This is a genomic window from Streptomyces sp. NPDC060002, assembly GCF_042737245.1.
Classification (GTDB): Bacteria; Actinomycetota; Actinomycetes; order Streptomycetales; family Streptomycetaceae; genus Streptomyces.
Map to the genome: position 1 here is coordinate 37,634 of NZ_JBHWUW010000009.1, position 15,869 is coordinate 53,502.

The 15,869-nt window shown below is 72.0% G+C and carries 16 protein-coding genes; 4 read left to right on the forward strand and 12 right to left on the reverse strand.

Annotated features, from left to right (window positions below; genetic code table 11):
* Window positions 1-24: 24 nt before the first annotated feature.
* From ACFWBD_RS11190 to ACFWBD_RS11210, 5 genes are read right to left on the reverse strand one after another with little or no spacing between them, the layout of a single operon-like run.
* Window positions 25-825: an ABC transporter permease gene (locus tag ACFWBD_RS11190; RefSeq protein ID WP_385665749.1), complete on the reverse strand. Its 801-nt coding sequence runs from the start codon at window positions 823-825 to the stop codon at window positions 25-27.
* A complete protein-coding gene (locus ACFWBD_RS11195; protein WP_385665751.1) occupies window positions 826-1,755 on the reverse strand; it encodes an ABC transporter permease in 930 nt (309 codons plus the stop codon).
* Window positions 1,755-2,909, reverse strand: coding sequence for an ABC transporter ATP-binding protein (locus ACFWBD_RS11200; RefSeq protein ID WP_385665983.1), 1,155 nt, complete (start codon window positions 2,907-2,909; stop codon window positions 1,755-1,757). Before ACFWBD_RS11200 ends, ACFWBD_RS11195 begins: the two co-directional genes overlap by 1 nt.
* A 5-nt stretch (window positions 2,910-2,914) precedes the next feature.
* Window positions 2,915-4,162, reverse strand: a complete 1,248-nt coding sequence (locus tag ACFWBD_RS11205; RefSeq protein ID WP_385665753.1) for a spermidine/putrescine ABC transporter substrate-binding protein — start codon at window positions 4,160-4,162, stop codon at window positions 2,915-2,917.
* Between the two features lie 57 nt (window positions 4,163-4,219).
* Window positions 4,220-5,734, reverse strand: coding sequence for a gamma-aminobutyraldehyde dehydrogenase (locus ACFWBD_RS11210; protein ID WP_385665754.1), 1,515 nt, complete (start codon window positions 5,732-5,734; stop codon window positions 4,220-4,222).
* Window positions 5,735-5,956: 222 nt separating this feature from the next.
* On the opposite strand from ACFWBD_RS11210, the gene ACFWBD_RS11215 reads away from it, so the two are divergent.
* A complete protein-coding gene (locus tag ACFWBD_RS11215) occupies window positions 5,957-6,517 on the forward strand; it encodes an NADAR family protein (RefSeq protein WP_385665756.1) in 561 nt (186 codons plus the stop codon).
* Window positions 6,518-6,775: 258 nt separating this feature from the next.
* On the opposite strand, the gene ACFWBD_RS11220 is transcribed toward ACFWBD_RS11215, so the two are convergent.
* Complete coding sequence (locus ACFWBD_RS11220) at window positions 6,776-7,771, reverse strand: DUF4190 domain-containing protein (RefSeq protein WP_385665758.1); 996 nt, start codon at window positions 7,769-7,771, stop codon at window positions 6,776-6,778.
* A 512-nt stretch (window positions 7,772-8,283) separates the two neighbouring features.
* On the opposite strand from ACFWBD_RS11220, the gene ACFWBD_RS11225 reads away from it, so the two are divergent.
* Both ACFWBD_RS11225 and ACFWBD_RS11230 read left to right on the forward strand, forming a co-directional pair.
* Window positions 8,284-9,405 carry an adenosine deaminase gene (locus tag ACFWBD_RS11225; RefSeq protein ID WP_385665760.1) on the forward strand — a complete coding sequence of 374 codons (1,122 nt, stop codon included), beginning with the start codon at window positions 8,284-8,286 and terminating at the stop codon, window positions 9,403-9,405.
* A gap of 26 nt (window positions 9,406-9,431) precedes the next feature.
* Entirely contained in the window at window positions 9,432-10,118 is a 687-nt protein-coding gene (locus ACFWBD_RS11230; RefSeq protein WP_385665762.1) for a glycerophosphodiester phosphodiesterase, read from the forward strand.
* 13 nt (window positions 10,119-10,131) lie between these two features.
* Here the strand turns inward: ACFWBD_RS11230 and ACFWBD_RS11235 are convergent, their stop codons facing one another.
* Together ACFWBD_RS11235 and ACFWBD_RS11240 are read right to left on the reverse strand one after the other, a co-directional pair.
* Window positions 10,132-10,293 (reverse strand): hypothetical protein, encoded by a 162-nt coding sequence (locus tag ACFWBD_RS11235; protein ID WP_385665764.1) that lies wholly within the window; start codon window positions 10,291-10,293, stop codon window positions 10,132-10,134.
* 249 nt (window positions 10,294-10,542) lie between these two features.
* The gene (locus ACFWBD_RS11240; RefSeq protein WP_385665766.1) at window positions 10,543-12,312 is read right to left on the reverse strand and encodes a sigma-70 family RNA polymerase sigma factor; all 1,770 of its coding nucleotides are present in this window, start codon (window positions 12,310-12,312) and stop codon (window positions 10,543-10,545) included.
* A gap of 276 nt (window positions 12,313-12,588) precedes the next feature.
* Between ACFWBD_RS11240 and ACFWBD_RS11245 the strand changes: the two genes are divergently transcribed.
* Window positions 12,589-13,788 carry a serine hydrolase domain-containing protein gene (locus ACFWBD_RS11245; RefSeq protein WP_385665769.1) on the forward strand — a complete coding sequence of 400 codons (1,200 nt, stop codon included), beginning with the start codon at window positions 12,589-12,591 and terminating at the stop codon, window positions 13,786-13,788.
* A 13-nt stretch (window positions 13,789-13,801) separates the two neighbouring features.
* On the opposite strand, the gene ACFWBD_RS11250 is transcribed toward ACFWBD_RS11245, so the two are convergent.
* From ACFWBD_RS11250 to ACFWBD_RS11265, 4 genes are read right to left on the reverse strand one after another with little or no spacing between them, the layout of a single operon-like run.
* A complete protein-coding gene (locus tag ACFWBD_RS11250) occupies window positions 13,802-14,329 on the reverse strand; it encodes a hypothetical protein (RefSeq protein ID WP_385665770.1) in 528 nt (175 codons plus the stop codon).
* The gene (locus ACFWBD_RS11255; RefSeq protein WP_385665771.1) at window positions 14,313-14,813 is read right to left on the reverse strand and encodes an RNA polymerase sigma factor; all 501 of its coding nucleotides are present in this window, start codon (window positions 14,811-14,813) and stop codon (window positions 14,313-14,315) included. The genes ACFWBD_RS11250 and ACFWBD_RS11255 overlap by 17 nt, the downstream gene beginning before the upstream one ends.
* Complete coding sequence (locus tag ACFWBD_RS11260) at window positions 14,810-15,421, reverse strand: class F sortase (RefSeq protein WP_385665773.1); 612 nt, start codon at window positions 15,419-15,421, stop codon at window positions 14,810-14,812. The genes ACFWBD_RS11255 and ACFWBD_RS11260 overlap by 4 nt, the downstream gene beginning before the upstream one ends.
* On the reverse strand, window positions 15,418-15,792 hold the full coding sequence (locus ACFWBD_RS11265; RefSeq protein ID WP_385665774.1) for a sortase-dependent protein: 375 nt from the start codon (window positions 15,790-15,792) through the stop codon (window positions 15,418-15,420). The genes ACFWBD_RS11260 and ACFWBD_RS11265 overlap by 4 nt, the downstream gene beginning before the upstream one ends.
* Window positions 15,793-15,869: the final 77 nt, after the last annotated feature.

Here is a 15,869-nt window from a genome sequence, read left to right on the forward strand (position 1 = left end):
CAACTCCCTACAGGGCTTTTCTGATTACGCCTTTTGCTTGTTGCGGCGATTTCCGATGACCATCGAGGTCAGGACGAACAGTACGGCGATCAGGAACATGGCCGTACCGATGACATTGATCTGAACGGGCGTTCCGCGCTGCGCCGAACCCCAGACGAACATGGGGAAGGTGACGGTCGAGCCCGCGTTGAAATTGGTGATGATGAAATCGTCGAAGGAGAGCGCGAAGGCGAGCAGCGCGCCCGCGGCGATTCCGGGGGCGGCGATGGGCAGCGTCACGCGCAGGAACGTCTGCCCCGGCCCGGCGTAGAGGTCCTGGGCGGCCTGCTCCAGGCGCGGGTCCATCGACATGACGCGCGCCTTCACCGCCGTCACGACGAAGCTGAGGCAGAACATGATGTGCGCGATGAGGATCGTCCAGAACCCCAGCTGGGCACCCAGGTTGAGGAACAGGGTGAGCAGCGAGGCGGCCATGACGACCTCGGGCATCGCCATGGGGAGGAAGATCAGCGAGTTGACGGCGCCCCGCGCGCGGAACCGGTAGCGGACGAGCGCGAAGGCGATCATCGTGCCGAGCGCGGTCGCGCCGATGGTCGCCCAGACGGCGATCTGGAGGCTGAGCGACAGCGACCCGCACAGCCCGGCGACCCCGCACGGATCCTGCCAGGCGTCGGTGGAGAACTGCTGCCACTGGTAGTTGAAGCGCCCCTTCGGTTTGTTGAAGGAGAACACCGTGACGACGATGTTCGGCAGCAGGAGATAGGCGAGCGTGAGAAGTCCCGCGATGACCACGAAATGGCGCTTGAGCCAATTGACGAGAGGCATTTAGACCAGATCCTCCGTCCCGGACCTGCGGATGTAGAGAGTGACCATGAGCAGAATGGCGGCCATCAGGATGAAGGAGAGGGCCGCCGCCGTCGGATAGTCCAGCACCCGCAGGAACTGCGTCTGGATCACGTTTCCGATCATGCGGGTGTCCGTCGAGCCGAGGAGTTCCGCGTTGACGTAGTCGCCGGCCGCCGGGATGAAGGTCAGCAGCGTTCCGGAGACCACGCCCGGCATCGACAGCGGGAAGGTGACCTTGCGGAAGGTGGTGACCGGCCTGGCGTACAGGTCCCCGGCCGCCTCGTGCAGCCGCCCGTCGATCCGCTCGAGCGAGGTGTAGAGCGGCAGGACCATGAAGGGGAGGAAGTTGTACGTCAGACCGCAGACCACCGCGAGCGGGGTGGCCAGGACCCGGTCGCCCGCGGTCCAGCCGAGCCAGCTGGTGACGTCGAGGACGTGCAGCGTGTTGAGGGCGCCGACGACCGGGCCGCCGTCCGCGAGGATCGTCTTCCAGGCGAGGGTGCGGATCAGGAAGCTGGTGAAGAACGGCGCGATCACCAGGATCATGATCAGGTTCCGCCAGCGGCCGGCCCGGAAGGCGATCAGATAGGCCAGCGGGTAGCCGAGCACCAGGCACAGGACCGTCGCGGCGGCCGCGTAGAGGACCGAGCGCAGGAACTGCGGCCAGTACTCGCTCAGCGCGTCCCAGTAGGTCGCGAGGTGCCAGGTGACCTTGTAGCCCTCCTCCAGGGAGCCCGTCTGCACGGACGTGGAGGCCTGGTAGATCATCGGCAGCGCGAAGAACACGAACAGCCAGAGCAGACCGGGCAGCAGCAGCCAGTACGGCGTCCAGCGCCCGCGCTTGCGGGGCGGCTTCTTCGCCGGCGCCGTCGGGGAGAGGGGCGGGGGCGCCTCGGTGAGCGTCGCCATCAGAGGGCCGCCTCTTCCTGGATGCCCGCGTCGATGTCCTGGGCCGCGTCCAGACCGAAGGTGTGGGCCGGGCTCCAGTGCAGGACGACCTCGGCGCCGGGGGCGAGCCGGACGTCCCGGTCGATGTTCTGGGCGTAGACCTCGAACTCGGGACAGACCGAGCTGTCGATGACGTACTGGGTGGAGACGCCGATGAACGACGAGTTGGCGATCCTCCCGGTGATGCGGTTGCGGCCCTCGGGTATCTCACCGGCGTCGTCGGCAGGGGTGAGGGAGATCTTCTCCGGACGGACTCCGACCAGCACCTTGCCGCCGGCCGTCGTGGGCGCGGAGCAGCGCGACTCGGGCAGGACGAGTTTGCCGCCGCCCGCCTTCAGCACGATGTCGTCGCCGCTCTTGGCGTCGACCTCGGCCTCGATGAGGTTCGACGTGCCGAGGAAGTTGGCGACGAACGTGGTGTTCGGGTTCTCGTAGAGGTCGGCCGGCGAGCCGAGCTGCTCGACCCGGCCCGCGTTCATCACGGCGACCGTGTCGGCCATCGTCATGGCCTCCTCCTGGTCGTGCGTGACGTGCACGAAGGTGATGCCGACCTCGGTCTGGATCCGCTTGAGCTCCAGCTGCATCTGGCGGCGCAGCTTGAGGTCGAGAGCGCCGAGGGGTTCGTCGAGCAGCAGCACCTTGGGGGTGTTGATCAGGGCGCGGGCCACGGCGACCCGCTGCTGCTGGCCGCCGGAGAGCTGGTGCGGCTTCTTACGGGCCTGCTCGCCGAGCTGTACGAGCTCCAGCATGTCCTCGACCTGCTTCTTCACGCTCTTGATGCCGCGCCGGCGCAGACCGAAGGCGACGTTCTCGAAGATGTCGAGGTGCGGGAAGAGGGCGTAGGACTGGAAGACGGTGTTCACCGGACGCTTGTACGGCGGGAGTGCCGTCACGTCCTGGTCGCCGAGGTGGACGGTCCCGGAGGAAGGTTCCTCCAGACCGGCGATCATGCGCAGGGTGGTGGTCTTGCCGCAGCCGGAGGCGCCGAGCAGGGCGAAGAAGGAGCCCTGCGGGACGGTCAGGTCGAGCGGGTGGACGGCGGCGAAGGAGCCGTAGGTCTTGCTGATGCCGGTCAGGCGGACGTCGCCGCTGCCGCTGTTGGTCGTCTTCATCATCGTCGTCACGCCCCGGTGAGCTTCGCGAACTTCGCCTCGTAGGCGGTCTCTTCCTTCGAGCTCAGTGAGCGGAAGGAGTGGGACTTCGCCTGCATGGCCTTGTCAGGGATGATCAGCGGGTTGTTCGCCGCATCCTCGTCGATCTTCGCCAGCGCGTCCTTCACGCCGTCCACGGGACAGACGTAGTTGATGTACGCGGCGAGTGCGGCGGCCGGCTCCGGCTCGTAGTAGTAGTCCATGAGCCGTTCGGCGTTCGTCTTGTGACGCGCCTTGTTGGGAATCAGCATGTTGTCGCTGGACGTCAGATAGCCGCTGTCCGGAATGACGAAGTCGACGTCGGGACTGTCCGCCTTCAGCTGTACGACGTCGCCGGCCCAGGCGATACAGGCCGCGAAGTCACCGCTGGTGATGTCGGAGGTGTAGTCGTTGCCGGTGAAGCGGCGGATCTGACCGCTGTCGACGCCCTTCTGGAGGCGGGCGATGGCGGCGTCGTAGTCGTCGTCGGTGAACTTCGCCGGGTCCTTGCCCATGTCCAGCAGCATCATGCCCATGCTGTCGCGCATCTCGGTGAGGAAGCCGACGCGGCCCTTGAGCTTGGGATTGTCGAGGAGGTCGGAGACCGACTTCACCTCGACGCCGTCGAGCGCCTTCTTGTTGTACGCGATCACCGTGGAGATGCCCTGCCAGGGATACGAGTACGCCCGGCCCGGGTCCCAGTCGGGGCTGCGGAACTGGCCCGACAGATTGGCGTAGGCGTGCGGCAGGTTGGACGGGTCCAGTTTCTGGACCCACCCGAGGCGGATGAGGCGGGCGGCCAGCCAGTCGGTGAGGACGATCATGTCGCGGCCGGTGTCCTGGCCCGCGGCGAGCTGCGGCTTTATCTTGCCGAAGAACTCGTTGTTGTCGTTGATGTCCTCGGTGTACTTGACCTTGATGCCGGTGCGTTCGGCGAAGGCGTCGAGCGTCGGGTGGTGCTTTCCGCTGTCGTCGACGTCCATGTACTCGGTCCAGTTGGAGAAGCTGACGGTCTTCTCCTTCGCCGAGTGATCGTCGGCGGACGTGCCGCCCTCGGTCTTGCCGGCCGCGGGGATCCCGCAGGCGCTGAGGGCGCCGAGGCCGCCCAGCGCCAGAGCGCCTCCCGTGGAGGCGCGCAGCAGCGACCGGCGGGTCATGGCCGCCCTGCCGTTGCGGAGGCTGCGCCGCATGGCGGCCACTTGGGCCGGGCTCAGGCGGTCGGGCTCGTACTGCTCCATGCGCGTGGTGCCCTTTCGGGAGGGTCGGCCGTGGTCGGTCGGCCGGTCGTCGTCGCTCTAACAGTCCCCGAAGATGGTGCGGTGCCAGGGCTTGCGGGCCACCGCCGTGTTATCGAACATAACGTGCTTTACCTGTGTGTACTCCTCGAACGAGTACGCTGACATGTCCTTGCCGTAGCCGGAGGCCTTGTAGCCGCCGTGGGGCATCTCGCTGATGATCGGGATGTGGTCGTTGACCCACACGCACCCCGCCTTGATCTCGCGCGTCGCCCGGTTCGCCCGGTAGACGTCCCGGCTCCACGCGGAGGCGGCCAGCCCGTACGGGGTGTCGTTGGCGAGCGAGATGCCCTCGTCGTCGCTGTCGAAGGGCAGCACCACCAGGACCGGGCCGAAGATCTCGGACTGGACGACCTCGCTGTCCTGGGCGGCGTCCGCGATCAGGGTGGGGCGATAGTAGGCGCCGTTCTTGAGATCCCCCTGCGGAACCTCACCGCCGGTCACCACGCGCGCGTAGGCACGCGCCCGGTCGACGAAGGCGGCGACCCGGTCGCGCTGGACGTGCGAGACCAGCGGGCCGAGGTCGGTGCCGGGGGCGAAGGGATCGCCGAGCCGGACGGTCTCCATCAGGACGGCCGTCCGCTCGACGAACGCCTCGTAGAGGGGTCGCTGCACGTACGCGCGCGTGGCGGCCGTGCAGTCCTGCCCGGTGTTGATGAGCGCCCCCGCGACCGCGCCGTTGGCCGCGGCCTCCAGGTCGGCGTCGTCGAAGACGACGAAGGGCGCCTTGCCGCCCAGTTCCAGATGGAGCCGCTTGACGGTCGCGGTGGCGACCTCGGCGACGCGCTTGCCCACGGCGGTGGAGCCGGTGAAGGAGGTCATGGCGACGTCGGGATGCCCGACGAGGCGCTCACCGGCCTCCCGTCCGGTCCCGTTGACGATGTTGATCACACCGTCGGGGATCCCGGCCTCCGTCGCCGCCTCGGCGAAGAGGAGCGAGGTGAGCGGGGTGAGCTCGGCGGGCTTGAGCACGATGGTGTTGCCCGCCGCGATCGCCGGCAGGATCTTCCAGGCGGCCATCTGGAGGGGGTAGTTCCAGGGCGCGATGGAGCCCACGACGCCGATGGGTTCACGGCGGACGTAGGAGGTGTGGTCGCCGGAGTACTCACCGGCGGACTGGCCCGCGAGGTGGCGGGCCGCGCCGGCGAAGAACGCGGTGTTGTCGATGGTGCCCGGTACGTCGAACTCCCGGGTCAGCTTCAGCGGCTTGCCGCACTGGAGGGACTCGGCGCGGGCGAGTTCCTCGGCGCGGTCGGCGAGGACGGCGGCGAACCGGTGCAGCGCGTCGGAGCGCTCACCCGGGGTGCTGCCGGCCCAGCCCGGGAAGGCGGCGCGGGCGGCGGCGACGGCCGCGTCGACGTCGTCGGCGCCGGCCAGCTCGTAGGTGAAGACGTCCTCGCCGGTGGCGGGGTCGACCACGGAGTGGGTGCGGCCTGATGTGCCGTGTCTGAGACGGCCCCCGATGTACTGAGCGCCGTCCGCGAAACGTTCCTGTGCGGGGAACCGGTCCTGCATGTCGCTCTCCTCCGCCTTCGCCCCGCTGTGCGCGGTGGCGGCTGGCGTAGCTCCAGCTTGATTTGATTGCCGATCCTGACAGAGCAAGGGCACTCCAACAAGTGATTCCGTTGTTGCCTTTTGGTTACGCGACGAAATCTGTCGGCGACGGGTCGACCAGGTGTCGAGTCGGAGCGGAAAAGGCAGGACGCAGTGTCAGTGGCGCGTGCCAGACTCGCGTGCATGGAGAAGATCGACTGCCTGGAAGCCCTGGTCAGCCAGGTCCGGGCCGGGGCGAGGATCAAGTACCTGCATTTCTGGGGGCACCGGCCGCGGCCCGACGGCCGGCTGGGCTCGAGCTGTCTGAGCCAGTGGTGGCCGTCACCCTTCGTGGTCGAGGGCGTCGCTTATCCGACGGCCGAGCACTGGATGATGGCCGGGAAGGCCCGCCTGTTCGAGGACGTGGAAGCGGAGAAGCGGGTGCTGGCCGCGAAGTCTCCCGCCCAGGCGAAGAAGGAGGGGCGGCTGGTGCGCGGCTTCGACGAGGCGACCTGGCAGCGGGAGCGGTTCCGGATCGTGGTCGAGGGCAGCGTCCACAAGTTCGCCTCGGAGCCCGGGCTGCGCTCGTTCCTGCTGAGTACGGGCGACCGGGTGCTGGTGGAGGCGAGCCCCATGGACCGCGTGTGGGGCATCGGCCTGGCGGCGGACGACAAGGCGGCGATGGATCCGCAGCGCTGGCGGGGGCCGAACCTGCTGGGGTTCGCGCTGATGGAGGCCCGAAAGAGAGTACGGGCGGCAGCCTGAGCCACGGCGGCGGCTGAAGCGCCGCTGCGGCCGGGTCGCGGGACGGCCTGAGCCACGGCAGCGGCTGGAGTCGCGGGACGGCCTGAGCCACGGCGGCGGCTGAAGCGCCGCTGCGGCTGGGTCGCGGGACGGCCTGAGCCACGGGGCGACCAGGGCCAAGGCTGCGGATGAGTCGGTGCTGCGCACTGAGTGACGGCTGGACCGGGTCGCGGATGCGGCCGGCGTCAGGGCACGGCCGCGCCCGCACCCGCCGGGGGCTCAGGGCTGCACGATCAGCAGCACGCCCAGTCCGATCGCGAGCACGATGCCCACGCTTCCGCAGATGATCCCGGCCAGCGCCTGACCGGGGTTCGAGGCCTCGCCCCGCCTGGCTTTCCCGCGCCCGACCGCGCCGAAGGTGACGCCGAGGATGCCGAGGATGACGGCCAGCGGCCACATGCAGAAGCCGACGGCCGAGATGATGCCGAGCACGAGCCCGGCGATGCCCATGCCGTTACTGTCCCCCGTCCCGCCGGGCCAGCCGTAGGGCCCCGGAACGCCGCCCCCGTAGTGGGGCTGGGACGGGTAGCCGTAGCCGCCCGGGTATCCGTACGGGATCTGGCCGGGCCCATGGGGTGCGAGGGGCGGCGGAGGGACCACCCCGCCCGGGCCGGGGGGCGCGAAGGGATTGACCGGCGGGCCGGGGGGCGCGAAGGGATTGACCGGCGGGCCGCCGCCCGCCGCCGGGCCGGGGTGGGGCGGCGGGAAGGACCCGATCGGGCCGTTCGCGGGCGGATTCCCGAAGGGGGCGGCCCAGGGCTGCGGGGTGCCGTCCGCGAGTGGCGGGGGCACGCTGGGCAGCGCGGTGACCGTCCGCTGGTCATGGACGGTCGGCGGCGCCTGGTCCGAGGGGACGGGGGCAGAGCCCGGGACAGGGGCGGGGGCAGGGGCAGGGGCAGGGGTCAGCGGTTCGTTCGCGGCGACGGTGTAGCCGGGCCCGCTCTGCGCGCTGTCGCCCGGAGCGGCCCAGGGGTCCGGCGCGGCCGGGGAAGCGGCGGAGCCGACACCGTTTTCCGTCGCACCGGTACCCGTCACACCCGTCGTACCCGTCGTACCGGTCGTACCCGTCACACCGGTCGTGCCCGTGTCCGTCCTGCCCTTGTCCAACGGCACCTTGGGAGTCGCGTCCTGCGGACCGTCCGCCCCGTCGGAAGCGGGCGCGGGCCACGGGTCTCGGGCGGCGTCACCGGCCGGAGTCGGCGCGTCGTCGGACATGCGTGGGTCCCCTCTGTCGCCCTCTGCCCCGCGTTCCGCCAGGCGTTCCGTCTTACGCGCTCGCGCTCGCGCGTTCCCTCTTGCGTTCCCTCTTGCGTTCCGTCATCCGTACGCCGTTCCGTCCTGCGTACGTTCCGTCATGCTACGGCCCGCGGCCGGTGCGGTGGGCGGCGACCGGTGCGACGGGTGGGTTGCGGCCGTCGTGGCGGGTGGGTTGCGGCCGGTGCGGCGGGTGGGCTGCGGCCGTCGTGGCGGGTGGGTTGCGGCCGGTGCGGCGGGTGGGTTGCGGCCGGTGCGACGGATGGGCGGCGGCCGGTGCGACGGGTGGGTTGCGGCCGGTGCGGCGGGTGGGCTGCGGCCGGTGCGGCGCGTGGGCTGCGGCCGGGCCGCGAGCGAGGCCGACGACCGTCTCCCGCCCGCTCCGCCTACGATGATCCCGACTCATCGATCAGCCGATCACCCGCGTCCCGTCCGGCCCGCTCGGCCCGGGGCGCCGTCCCGGGGAGGACCCCATGACCGACCGCTTCGACGCATCCGCGACAGCCCCCGGCTCCCCCGTCTCCGGCGCACCCGCCGGTCCCACTTCGGCCGCCGCGGCCGGCGCCCGTGACGTGCACGCCTTCATCGCCGGGCTGCCCAAGGCCGAACTGCACGTCCACCACGTCGGTTCCGCCTCCCCCCGCATCGTCTCCGAGCTGGCCGCCCTGCACCCCGACTCCAAGGTGCCCACCGACCCCGAGGCACTGGCCGACTACTTCACGTTCACCGACTTCGCCCACTTCGTCGACGTGTACCTGTCCGTCGTGGACCTCATCCGCACCCCGGAGGACGTCCGGCTGCTGACGTACGAGGTCGCCCGGGACCTGGCCCGCCAGCAGGTGCGGTACGCCGAGCTGACGATCACCCCGTTCTCCTCGACCCGGCGCGGCATCGACGAACTCGCCTTCATGGACGCCATCGAGGACGCCCGCAAGGCGGCCGAGGCGGAGTTCGGGACCGTGCTGCGCTGGTGCTTCGACATCCCCGGCGAGGCCGGTCTCGAGGCCGCCGAGGAGACGACGCGGCTCGCCACCGACGACCGGATCCGCCCCGAGGGGCTGGTCTCCTTCGGGCTCGGCGGGCCCGAGATCGGCGTACCGCGCCCGCAGTTCAAGCCCTACTTCGACCGGGCCATCGCCGCCGGGCTGCGGTCGGTGCCGCACGCCGGCGAGACCACAGGACCGCAGACGGTGTGGGACGCGCTGACCCACCTGCGCGCCGAGCGCATCGGCCACGGCACCAGCTCCGCGCAGGACGAGAAGCTGCTCGCGCACCTCGCCGAGCACCGCATCGCGCTGGAGGTGTGCCCGACCTCGAACATCGCCACGCGCGCGGTCCGCACCCTGGACGAGCACCCGATCAAGGAGTTCGTGCGGGCCGGCGTCCTGGTCACGATCAACTCCGACGACCCGCCCATGTTCGGCACCGACCTCGACACCGAGTACGCGGTCGCCGCCCGCCTCCTCGACCTCGACGAGCGGGGCCTCGCCGCCCTCGCCGGGAACGCGGTCGACGCGTCCTTCCTGGACGCGGCGGGCAAGGCGCGCATCAAGGCCGAGATCGACGCCTACACGACGGGCCGGCTCGCCACCTGAGGACCGGCGGCCGCCACAATGAGCCCATGCGCACCGTGACTGCCGTGGCCCATCGCGGCGACCCCTACCGCTTCCGTGAGAACACCCTCGACTCGCTGCGTTCCGCGCTCGACCAGGGCGCGGACGCCGTCGAGCTAGACGTACGGCTCACCCGCGACGGCGTGCCGGTCCTGCTGCACGACGAGACGTTGAAGCGGCTGTGGGAGCAGGACCGGCCGCTGCGGTCGCTCTCCGCCGCCGAGGTGCGCGGGCTGACGGCCGGCGGGGTGCCGACCCTCGCGGAGGCGCTCGCGGCGACCGCGGGAAGCCGGCTGATGCTCGACCTGCCGGGGACGCGGGAGGTGCGCACGGCACGGCGGATCGTGGACGCCGTCCGCGAGGCCGGGGCGGCGGACCGGGTGCACTACTGCGCCGACGCCGTCGCGATGCTGGCCGTGCGCGCCGCCGATCCGTCCGCCGAGATCGCCCTGACCTGCACCAGCCTGGCGCCGCCGCGGCCGGCGCTGCTCGACGCGGTCAAGCCGCGCTGGCTCAACTACCGCTTCTCCCTGGTGGACCGGGACCTGGCCGCCCGCGTCCACCACGACGGTCACCTGCTGTCCGTCTGGACCCCCGACACCCGCCGGTCCATGCGCCGGCTCATCGACCTGGGCGTCGACTCCATCACCACCAACCGGATCGAGGTGCTGACGGCTCTTCGCAAGCAGGACTGACCGCTCCGGCAGGCTAGGTGTATCGACCCGCCGCGTACGCCAACGGCGGCGAGATCGCCTGGGCGTCCGCGCCCTCCCCCAGCCACAGCCGGATCAGCAGGGCCGCCGTCGCCTCCAGCAGACCGGCCCTGTCGAGTCCCCCCGCGTTCAGCGGTTCGCAGCCCAGGTCGCGCACGAGTCTGCGTACGACGGACAGGGCCGCTTCGTCGTCCCCGCACAGCGGGACCGCCAGGGGGCGGCCGTCGAAGACGGGTGGGTTCAGGCGCCAGACGTCGACGTGGCACAGGTTGAAGGCCTTGACGACGTGCGCGGTGGGCGCGGCGGCGGCGATGCGTTCGGCCGCCGCCGGGCCGCCCGCCGTGAGCAGGCCGAAATCCGGTGGCCGCCCGCCGTGAGCAGTCCGGAATCCGGTCCCACCGGACCGCTACACGCGCGAGGCCTGAGGGACCGTCGCCGGGTCGGCCGGGGTCTCGCGGGTGACGTACTGCGGGACCGGTGTGTCGTCCTCGCCGGTGTCACGGACCAGGCCGTAGCGCCCGGCGCCCTGGCCGGGGCCGCTCGTGACGTCCTTCTCCACGGCGTCCCAGGTCGTCGGGAAGACGTTGAGGCCGTAGTCGGCGCCCCGCTCGTTCACGGTGAGGGTGACGCTGCCGGCCAGGTAGAAGTACTCGTTCTGCCACATCTGCTGGGTGCCGGACGGCAGGACGACGTGGCCGGTGGTCGTGCTGCCCATGCCGGTGGCGGTGGTGTCCGTGGCGCTGACGGGGTCGTCCATGCGGCGGCCACCGCCGGAGGCGACGTGGAAGAGCTTGCCCTTCAGCCCCGTCCAGCTCGGCATGACCAGTCCGCCGGACCGGTACTGCGGCGATATCTGCCAGCGCACCAGGACGTAACCCTGGCCGCTGAGCGTCACGCCGTCCCCGCGGTGGTTCATGGTGGCGTGCGCGCCGCCGCTGCTGGTGACGCCCGCGGCGGGCCGCCGCGGCAGGGCGGCGGGCGGGGTGTCCGGGTCGGGGGGGCGGCGGCCGTGGGGGGCCCCGCCGGGGGGGGCCCCCGGGGGCGGGGGGGGGGGGGGGGGGGCGGGGTGGGGCGCGCGGCCCCGGGCGCCCCCCCCGCTCCCGTACCGGGCCGTCCTCGGCTCGCTCGCCGACGCCGAGGGGGACGGCGACGGCGGGGCCGAGCGGGACGTGGCGGGGCTGGGCGAGAACGGGGCGCCGGCGGGTGTGCTCGCCGCCGTGGGGACCACGGCCGCGTGGACGGGCGGATCGTCGGGGGTCTGTACGACGACATAGGCGCCGCCCGCGGCGAGTGTCGCGCCGGCCGTGACCGCGACGGCCGGTTTGGTGAGCGCGGTCAGCACCTTCGCGGACCAGCCGGCGGAGGCCGCGCCGGTGGCCGCGGCGGCCGTCTTGCCGCCCAGCGCCAGGGAGATCGCGAAGCCGGCCGGCACCGGGACCAGCGCGATCCCGACGAGCAGCCGTTCCGCCGGTACGACGGACTCACGGGTGTCGCCGCAGTAGCCGCAGCCGCGGATGTGCCGGGCCAGCCGCTTGCGCCACACGGAGTCCGGCCGGCCGTTCCAGCGGCTGGTCAGTTCGCGCAGATCGGGGCAGGCGCCGTCGAGGGCGCGCACGATGCCCCGGGAGACCTCCAGGCGCTCCTTCACCCGCTGGACGCGTACGGCGGCGTGTTGCCTGCTGATGCCGACGGCCGCGGCCAGCTCGCGGCGGGTGAGCTCGCCCGCGACCTCGAGCCACCACAGGGACAGCAGTTGCCGGTCCTCGTCGTCGAGCCAGCGCGCCGCCTCCGCGACCTCGCGCCGCTGCCCCTCCAACTGGAGCCGCAGGACGGTGAGTTCGGCGAAGTCGGCGGCCTCGCCGGGCGGCACGCTCTCGTCGAGGCGCTGCGGCGTCCTGCGGCGCGCACGGTCCCGGATCTGCCGCATGGCGATCGCGACCAGCCAGGAGCGGAAGCTGTCGGGGTCACGCAGCGAGCCGAGGTTGCCGACGGCGCGCAGCATCGTCTCCTGCACCACGTCGTCGACGTCGGCGTGACCGTTCAGGGCGCGGCCGACGATGTTGTAGACCAGCGGCAGCCAGCCCGCCACCAACTCGTCCAGCGCCCGCCGGTCGCCGGCCTGCGCGTCGGCGATGGTGGCACGCCAGTGCCGGCCGGCTTCGGCGTACGTACTCATGCCCGCACCCTCTCAGCCGGGACCCCGCTGTTGGCAAGCTCGGAGATCACACCAGGGAGACGGCCGGGGCGGCTCTCGGATAACACTTTTCGGCACCCGGTCCGGCAGCCGGTCCGGCACCCGTAGGGGGCACCCTGAGCAACTCCCCTATGTGGCATGGCAGTTGCTCAGGGTTCGACCAGGGTCGGGCACCCTCCTCGGCGACGATCCGCGATGGGCGCACCTCGTCGGAAGATCATGGCGAATCCTCCGGCCCCCTTCTTCTGGAGCCCCCGTATGCACGCTCGCCGTCGCACCACCGTGCTCGCCGCCTCCCTGGTGGCGGCCCTCGCCGCGGGCCCGCTGGCCGCGCCCGCCTTCGCGACGCCCGCGCCGACCTCTGCCTCGAACTCGGCCTCGGCCCCTCCCACGACCCCGACCTCGACCTCGGCGCACCCTGCGAACGGCCTCGACGTCGACGCCCTGACCGCCGCGCTCGCCGGACTCCCCGACCAGGACGCGACCGCCGCCCTCGTCCGGGTCGGCGGCACCGACGGCGCCTGGCGGGGCGGTGCGGGCGTGCACGACCTGACGAGCGCCGCGCCGGCCGACCCCGACGCCCGCTTCCGGGCCGGTTCGACGACGAAGGTCGTGACGGCGGCGGCCGTCCTGCGTCTGGCGGCCGAGCGGAGGATCGACCTGAACAAGCCGGTCCAGCGCTACCTGCCCGGCCTGCTCGACGGGAAGTTCCAGCCGATCACCGTGCGGCAGCTGCTCAACCACACCAGCGGCATCCAGCCGGGCGACGGCCTCGGGGACTCCTTCGAGGAGGTGTACGCGCACCGCTTCGACACGCTGACCCCGCAACAGGTGGCCGCGTCGGCGGCGGCGAAGGGCCCGGAGTTCGACCCCGGCGAGAAGCAGCACTACCTCAACATCAACTACACGATCCTGGGTCTGCTGATCGAGAAGGTGACCGGCCGCTCGTACGCCTCCGAGGCCACGCGGCTCGTCCTGCGGCCCGCCGGCATGCGGGCCACGTACTTCCCCGGCGCCGACCCGCGCATCATCGGCCCGCACAACCACGGTTACCAGGCGGTGCGCAAGGCCGACGGGACGACGGAGTTCGTGGACGTCACCGAGTGGAACCAGGCGGACCGGTTCGCGGCCGGCGACATGATCTCCACGACCGCCGACCTGGAACGGCTGCTCACGTCCCTGTTCCGGGGCAGGATCGTCCCCCGGCCGCAACTGCGCGAGATGTTCACCGTCCCGGCCGGAATCGACGGCGCCTCCTACAGCGCGGGCCTGCAGCGCTTCGCGTACGAGGGGAAGGTCTACTGGCTCAAGTCGGGCGCCCGGTACGGCTACAGCGCGCTGATCGCCGGCACCCGCGACCTCGGCCGCACCCTCGTCTACTCGGTCAACTCCACGGACGCGAAGGGCGAGGACATGAACCCGGTGGCCCAGCGCATCGCCATGGCCGCGCTGAAGTGACGGCCCGGCGGCCTCACTCCCGCGAGCCCTCCGACGGCGCGACCGACGGCGTGGGCTGCGCCGTGGGGGACCTGCTCTGTTCACTCGCCGTGGTCGGTTCCGGCGACTCGCCGCGGTCGCTGCCGATGGTCGGGACAGCGGTGTCGACGGGGGCAGTCGACGACCGCGGATCCTGGCCCGGGGTCGCGCCCCCCTCGGTAGGGTTCTCGGTGCCCGGCACCGCCGACGGCGACGAAGACGGCGGGGGCACGGTGGACGGGCCGCTCACCGACGGCGGGGCGAGCGGGACCGCCGGACGCGCGGGTGCGTCGGACGCCGTCAGGCGCAACGGCAGCAGGACGGCGAGCGCGGCGATCCCGCAGGTCGCGCCGACCCCCGCCGCGGTGCGCAGCAGCCGGCGGCGGATCGCGCCGCGGCGGATCTCCTCGTAGCGGCCGGGCGGTGGCCCGAGGTGGCCGGGGACGGGCCCCAGGATGACGGTGAGGGGGTCGTCGGGGTCGAGGTCCGGGCCGTCGTCGAAGTCGTCAGTAGGTGTGATCAAGGCTTCTCCTCAGGTGGGCGCGGAGCAGTTCGCGGGCCGCGTGCAGGTCGGCCTTGACGGTTCCTTCCTTGCGCCCGGTCAGCACGGCCACCTCCCGGATCGGCATGTCAGCGTAGTAGTGCAGCAGGATCGGGACGCGCAGCCGGTCGGGCAGGGACTGCACGAGCAGCCGCACCGACGGGTCGGCCGGCTCGGCGGGCGGGGCGACGGCGGCCTCGGCGGTGACCCGGCGCAGGGCCCGGCGCTCGCGTTCGAGCTTGCGCCAGTGGTCGCGGACCAGGTTGGCGGCGGTGACGAAGAGAAAGCCCTGGGGCTCCGCCACGGCCGTCCAGCGGGCCCAGAGCCGGGTGAACGCCTCCGAGGCGATCTCGTGCGCCGTCTCGTCGTCGTCGACGAGACGGCGGCACCAGCCGGCGAGGCGTGGGTAGAGGGCGGCGAACAGCTCGGACGCCGCCCTCTCACGGGACCGAGAGGGCCGTTTCAACGTTCTCCCGCGGGAGTCAGGGCGGCGAAGACGATCACGTTGTCGCGGTATCCGTCGCCGGTACGCGGGCCGCCGCACGTGATGAGACGCAGTTCGGGCCGGTCCACGTTCCCGTAGACCTTCTCGGTCGGGAACTCCGCCTTGTCGACGGTCGTCACCTCGGTGACGGCGAACTCGGCCGTCGTGCCGTTCTCCAGACGCGCCCCGATCCGGTCACCCCGGCTCAGCCGGTCGAGGTGCCGGAAGACGCCGTCCCCGTACGTGCCGACCGTGACATGGGCGAGGATCACCGACGGCCCGGTCTGTCCCGGTGTCGGCGAGTTCTCGTACCATCCCGCGCGGTCGTGCTCCTCGACCGGAGGCACCTGCACGCTGCCGTCGGCGGCCAGCCCCAGCCGCATGACCGGGGCGTCGACCCCGATGGCCGCGATCCGCAGCCCGACCGGCACCGAGCGCGCGAGGGGATGCGCCGCCCGGACGGAGGGGGCCGGGGAGGTGCCCGACGTACGTGCGGCGGCGCCTGGGGCGGCCGGGTCGCCGGCGCAGCCCGCGACCAGCGGCGCCGCCAGGGCCGAGAGGATCAGGGCGCGTCTGGAGAGCGGGCTCATGCGCCGGTCGCCCTCCGGCGCCGTACGACGTAGAAGCCCGTGCCGGCCGCCGCGAACACCGCGGCCGCGCTGCCGCCGATCAGCCCGCCGTGTCCCTCGGAGGGCTCCCCGACACCGGTGTCGGCCCCGCCCCGCGGCACGACGCCGACCTGGCTCGGAAGGGCGGACGGAGCCGTGGTGGCATCGGCCGGGGCGGGGACCGCGCTCGCGTCCCCGCCCGCCTCGGTGGGGGCCGGCGTGGCGCTCTGGTCCGCAATGGTGGCGCCGGGCGTCGGCGTTCCGCCGTCTGCCAGTGCGGGCGACGCGCCCACCAACAGGGCGGTGCCCGCAACTACCAGGGCGGCGAGGCCCGTTCGCGGCATGAGTCGCATGAATCGCTCTCTTTCATCGGTCCGTTGACGGATCGAGCGAAGAGACGAGACAGCCGGGACGCAGGTTGTAAAGAGAT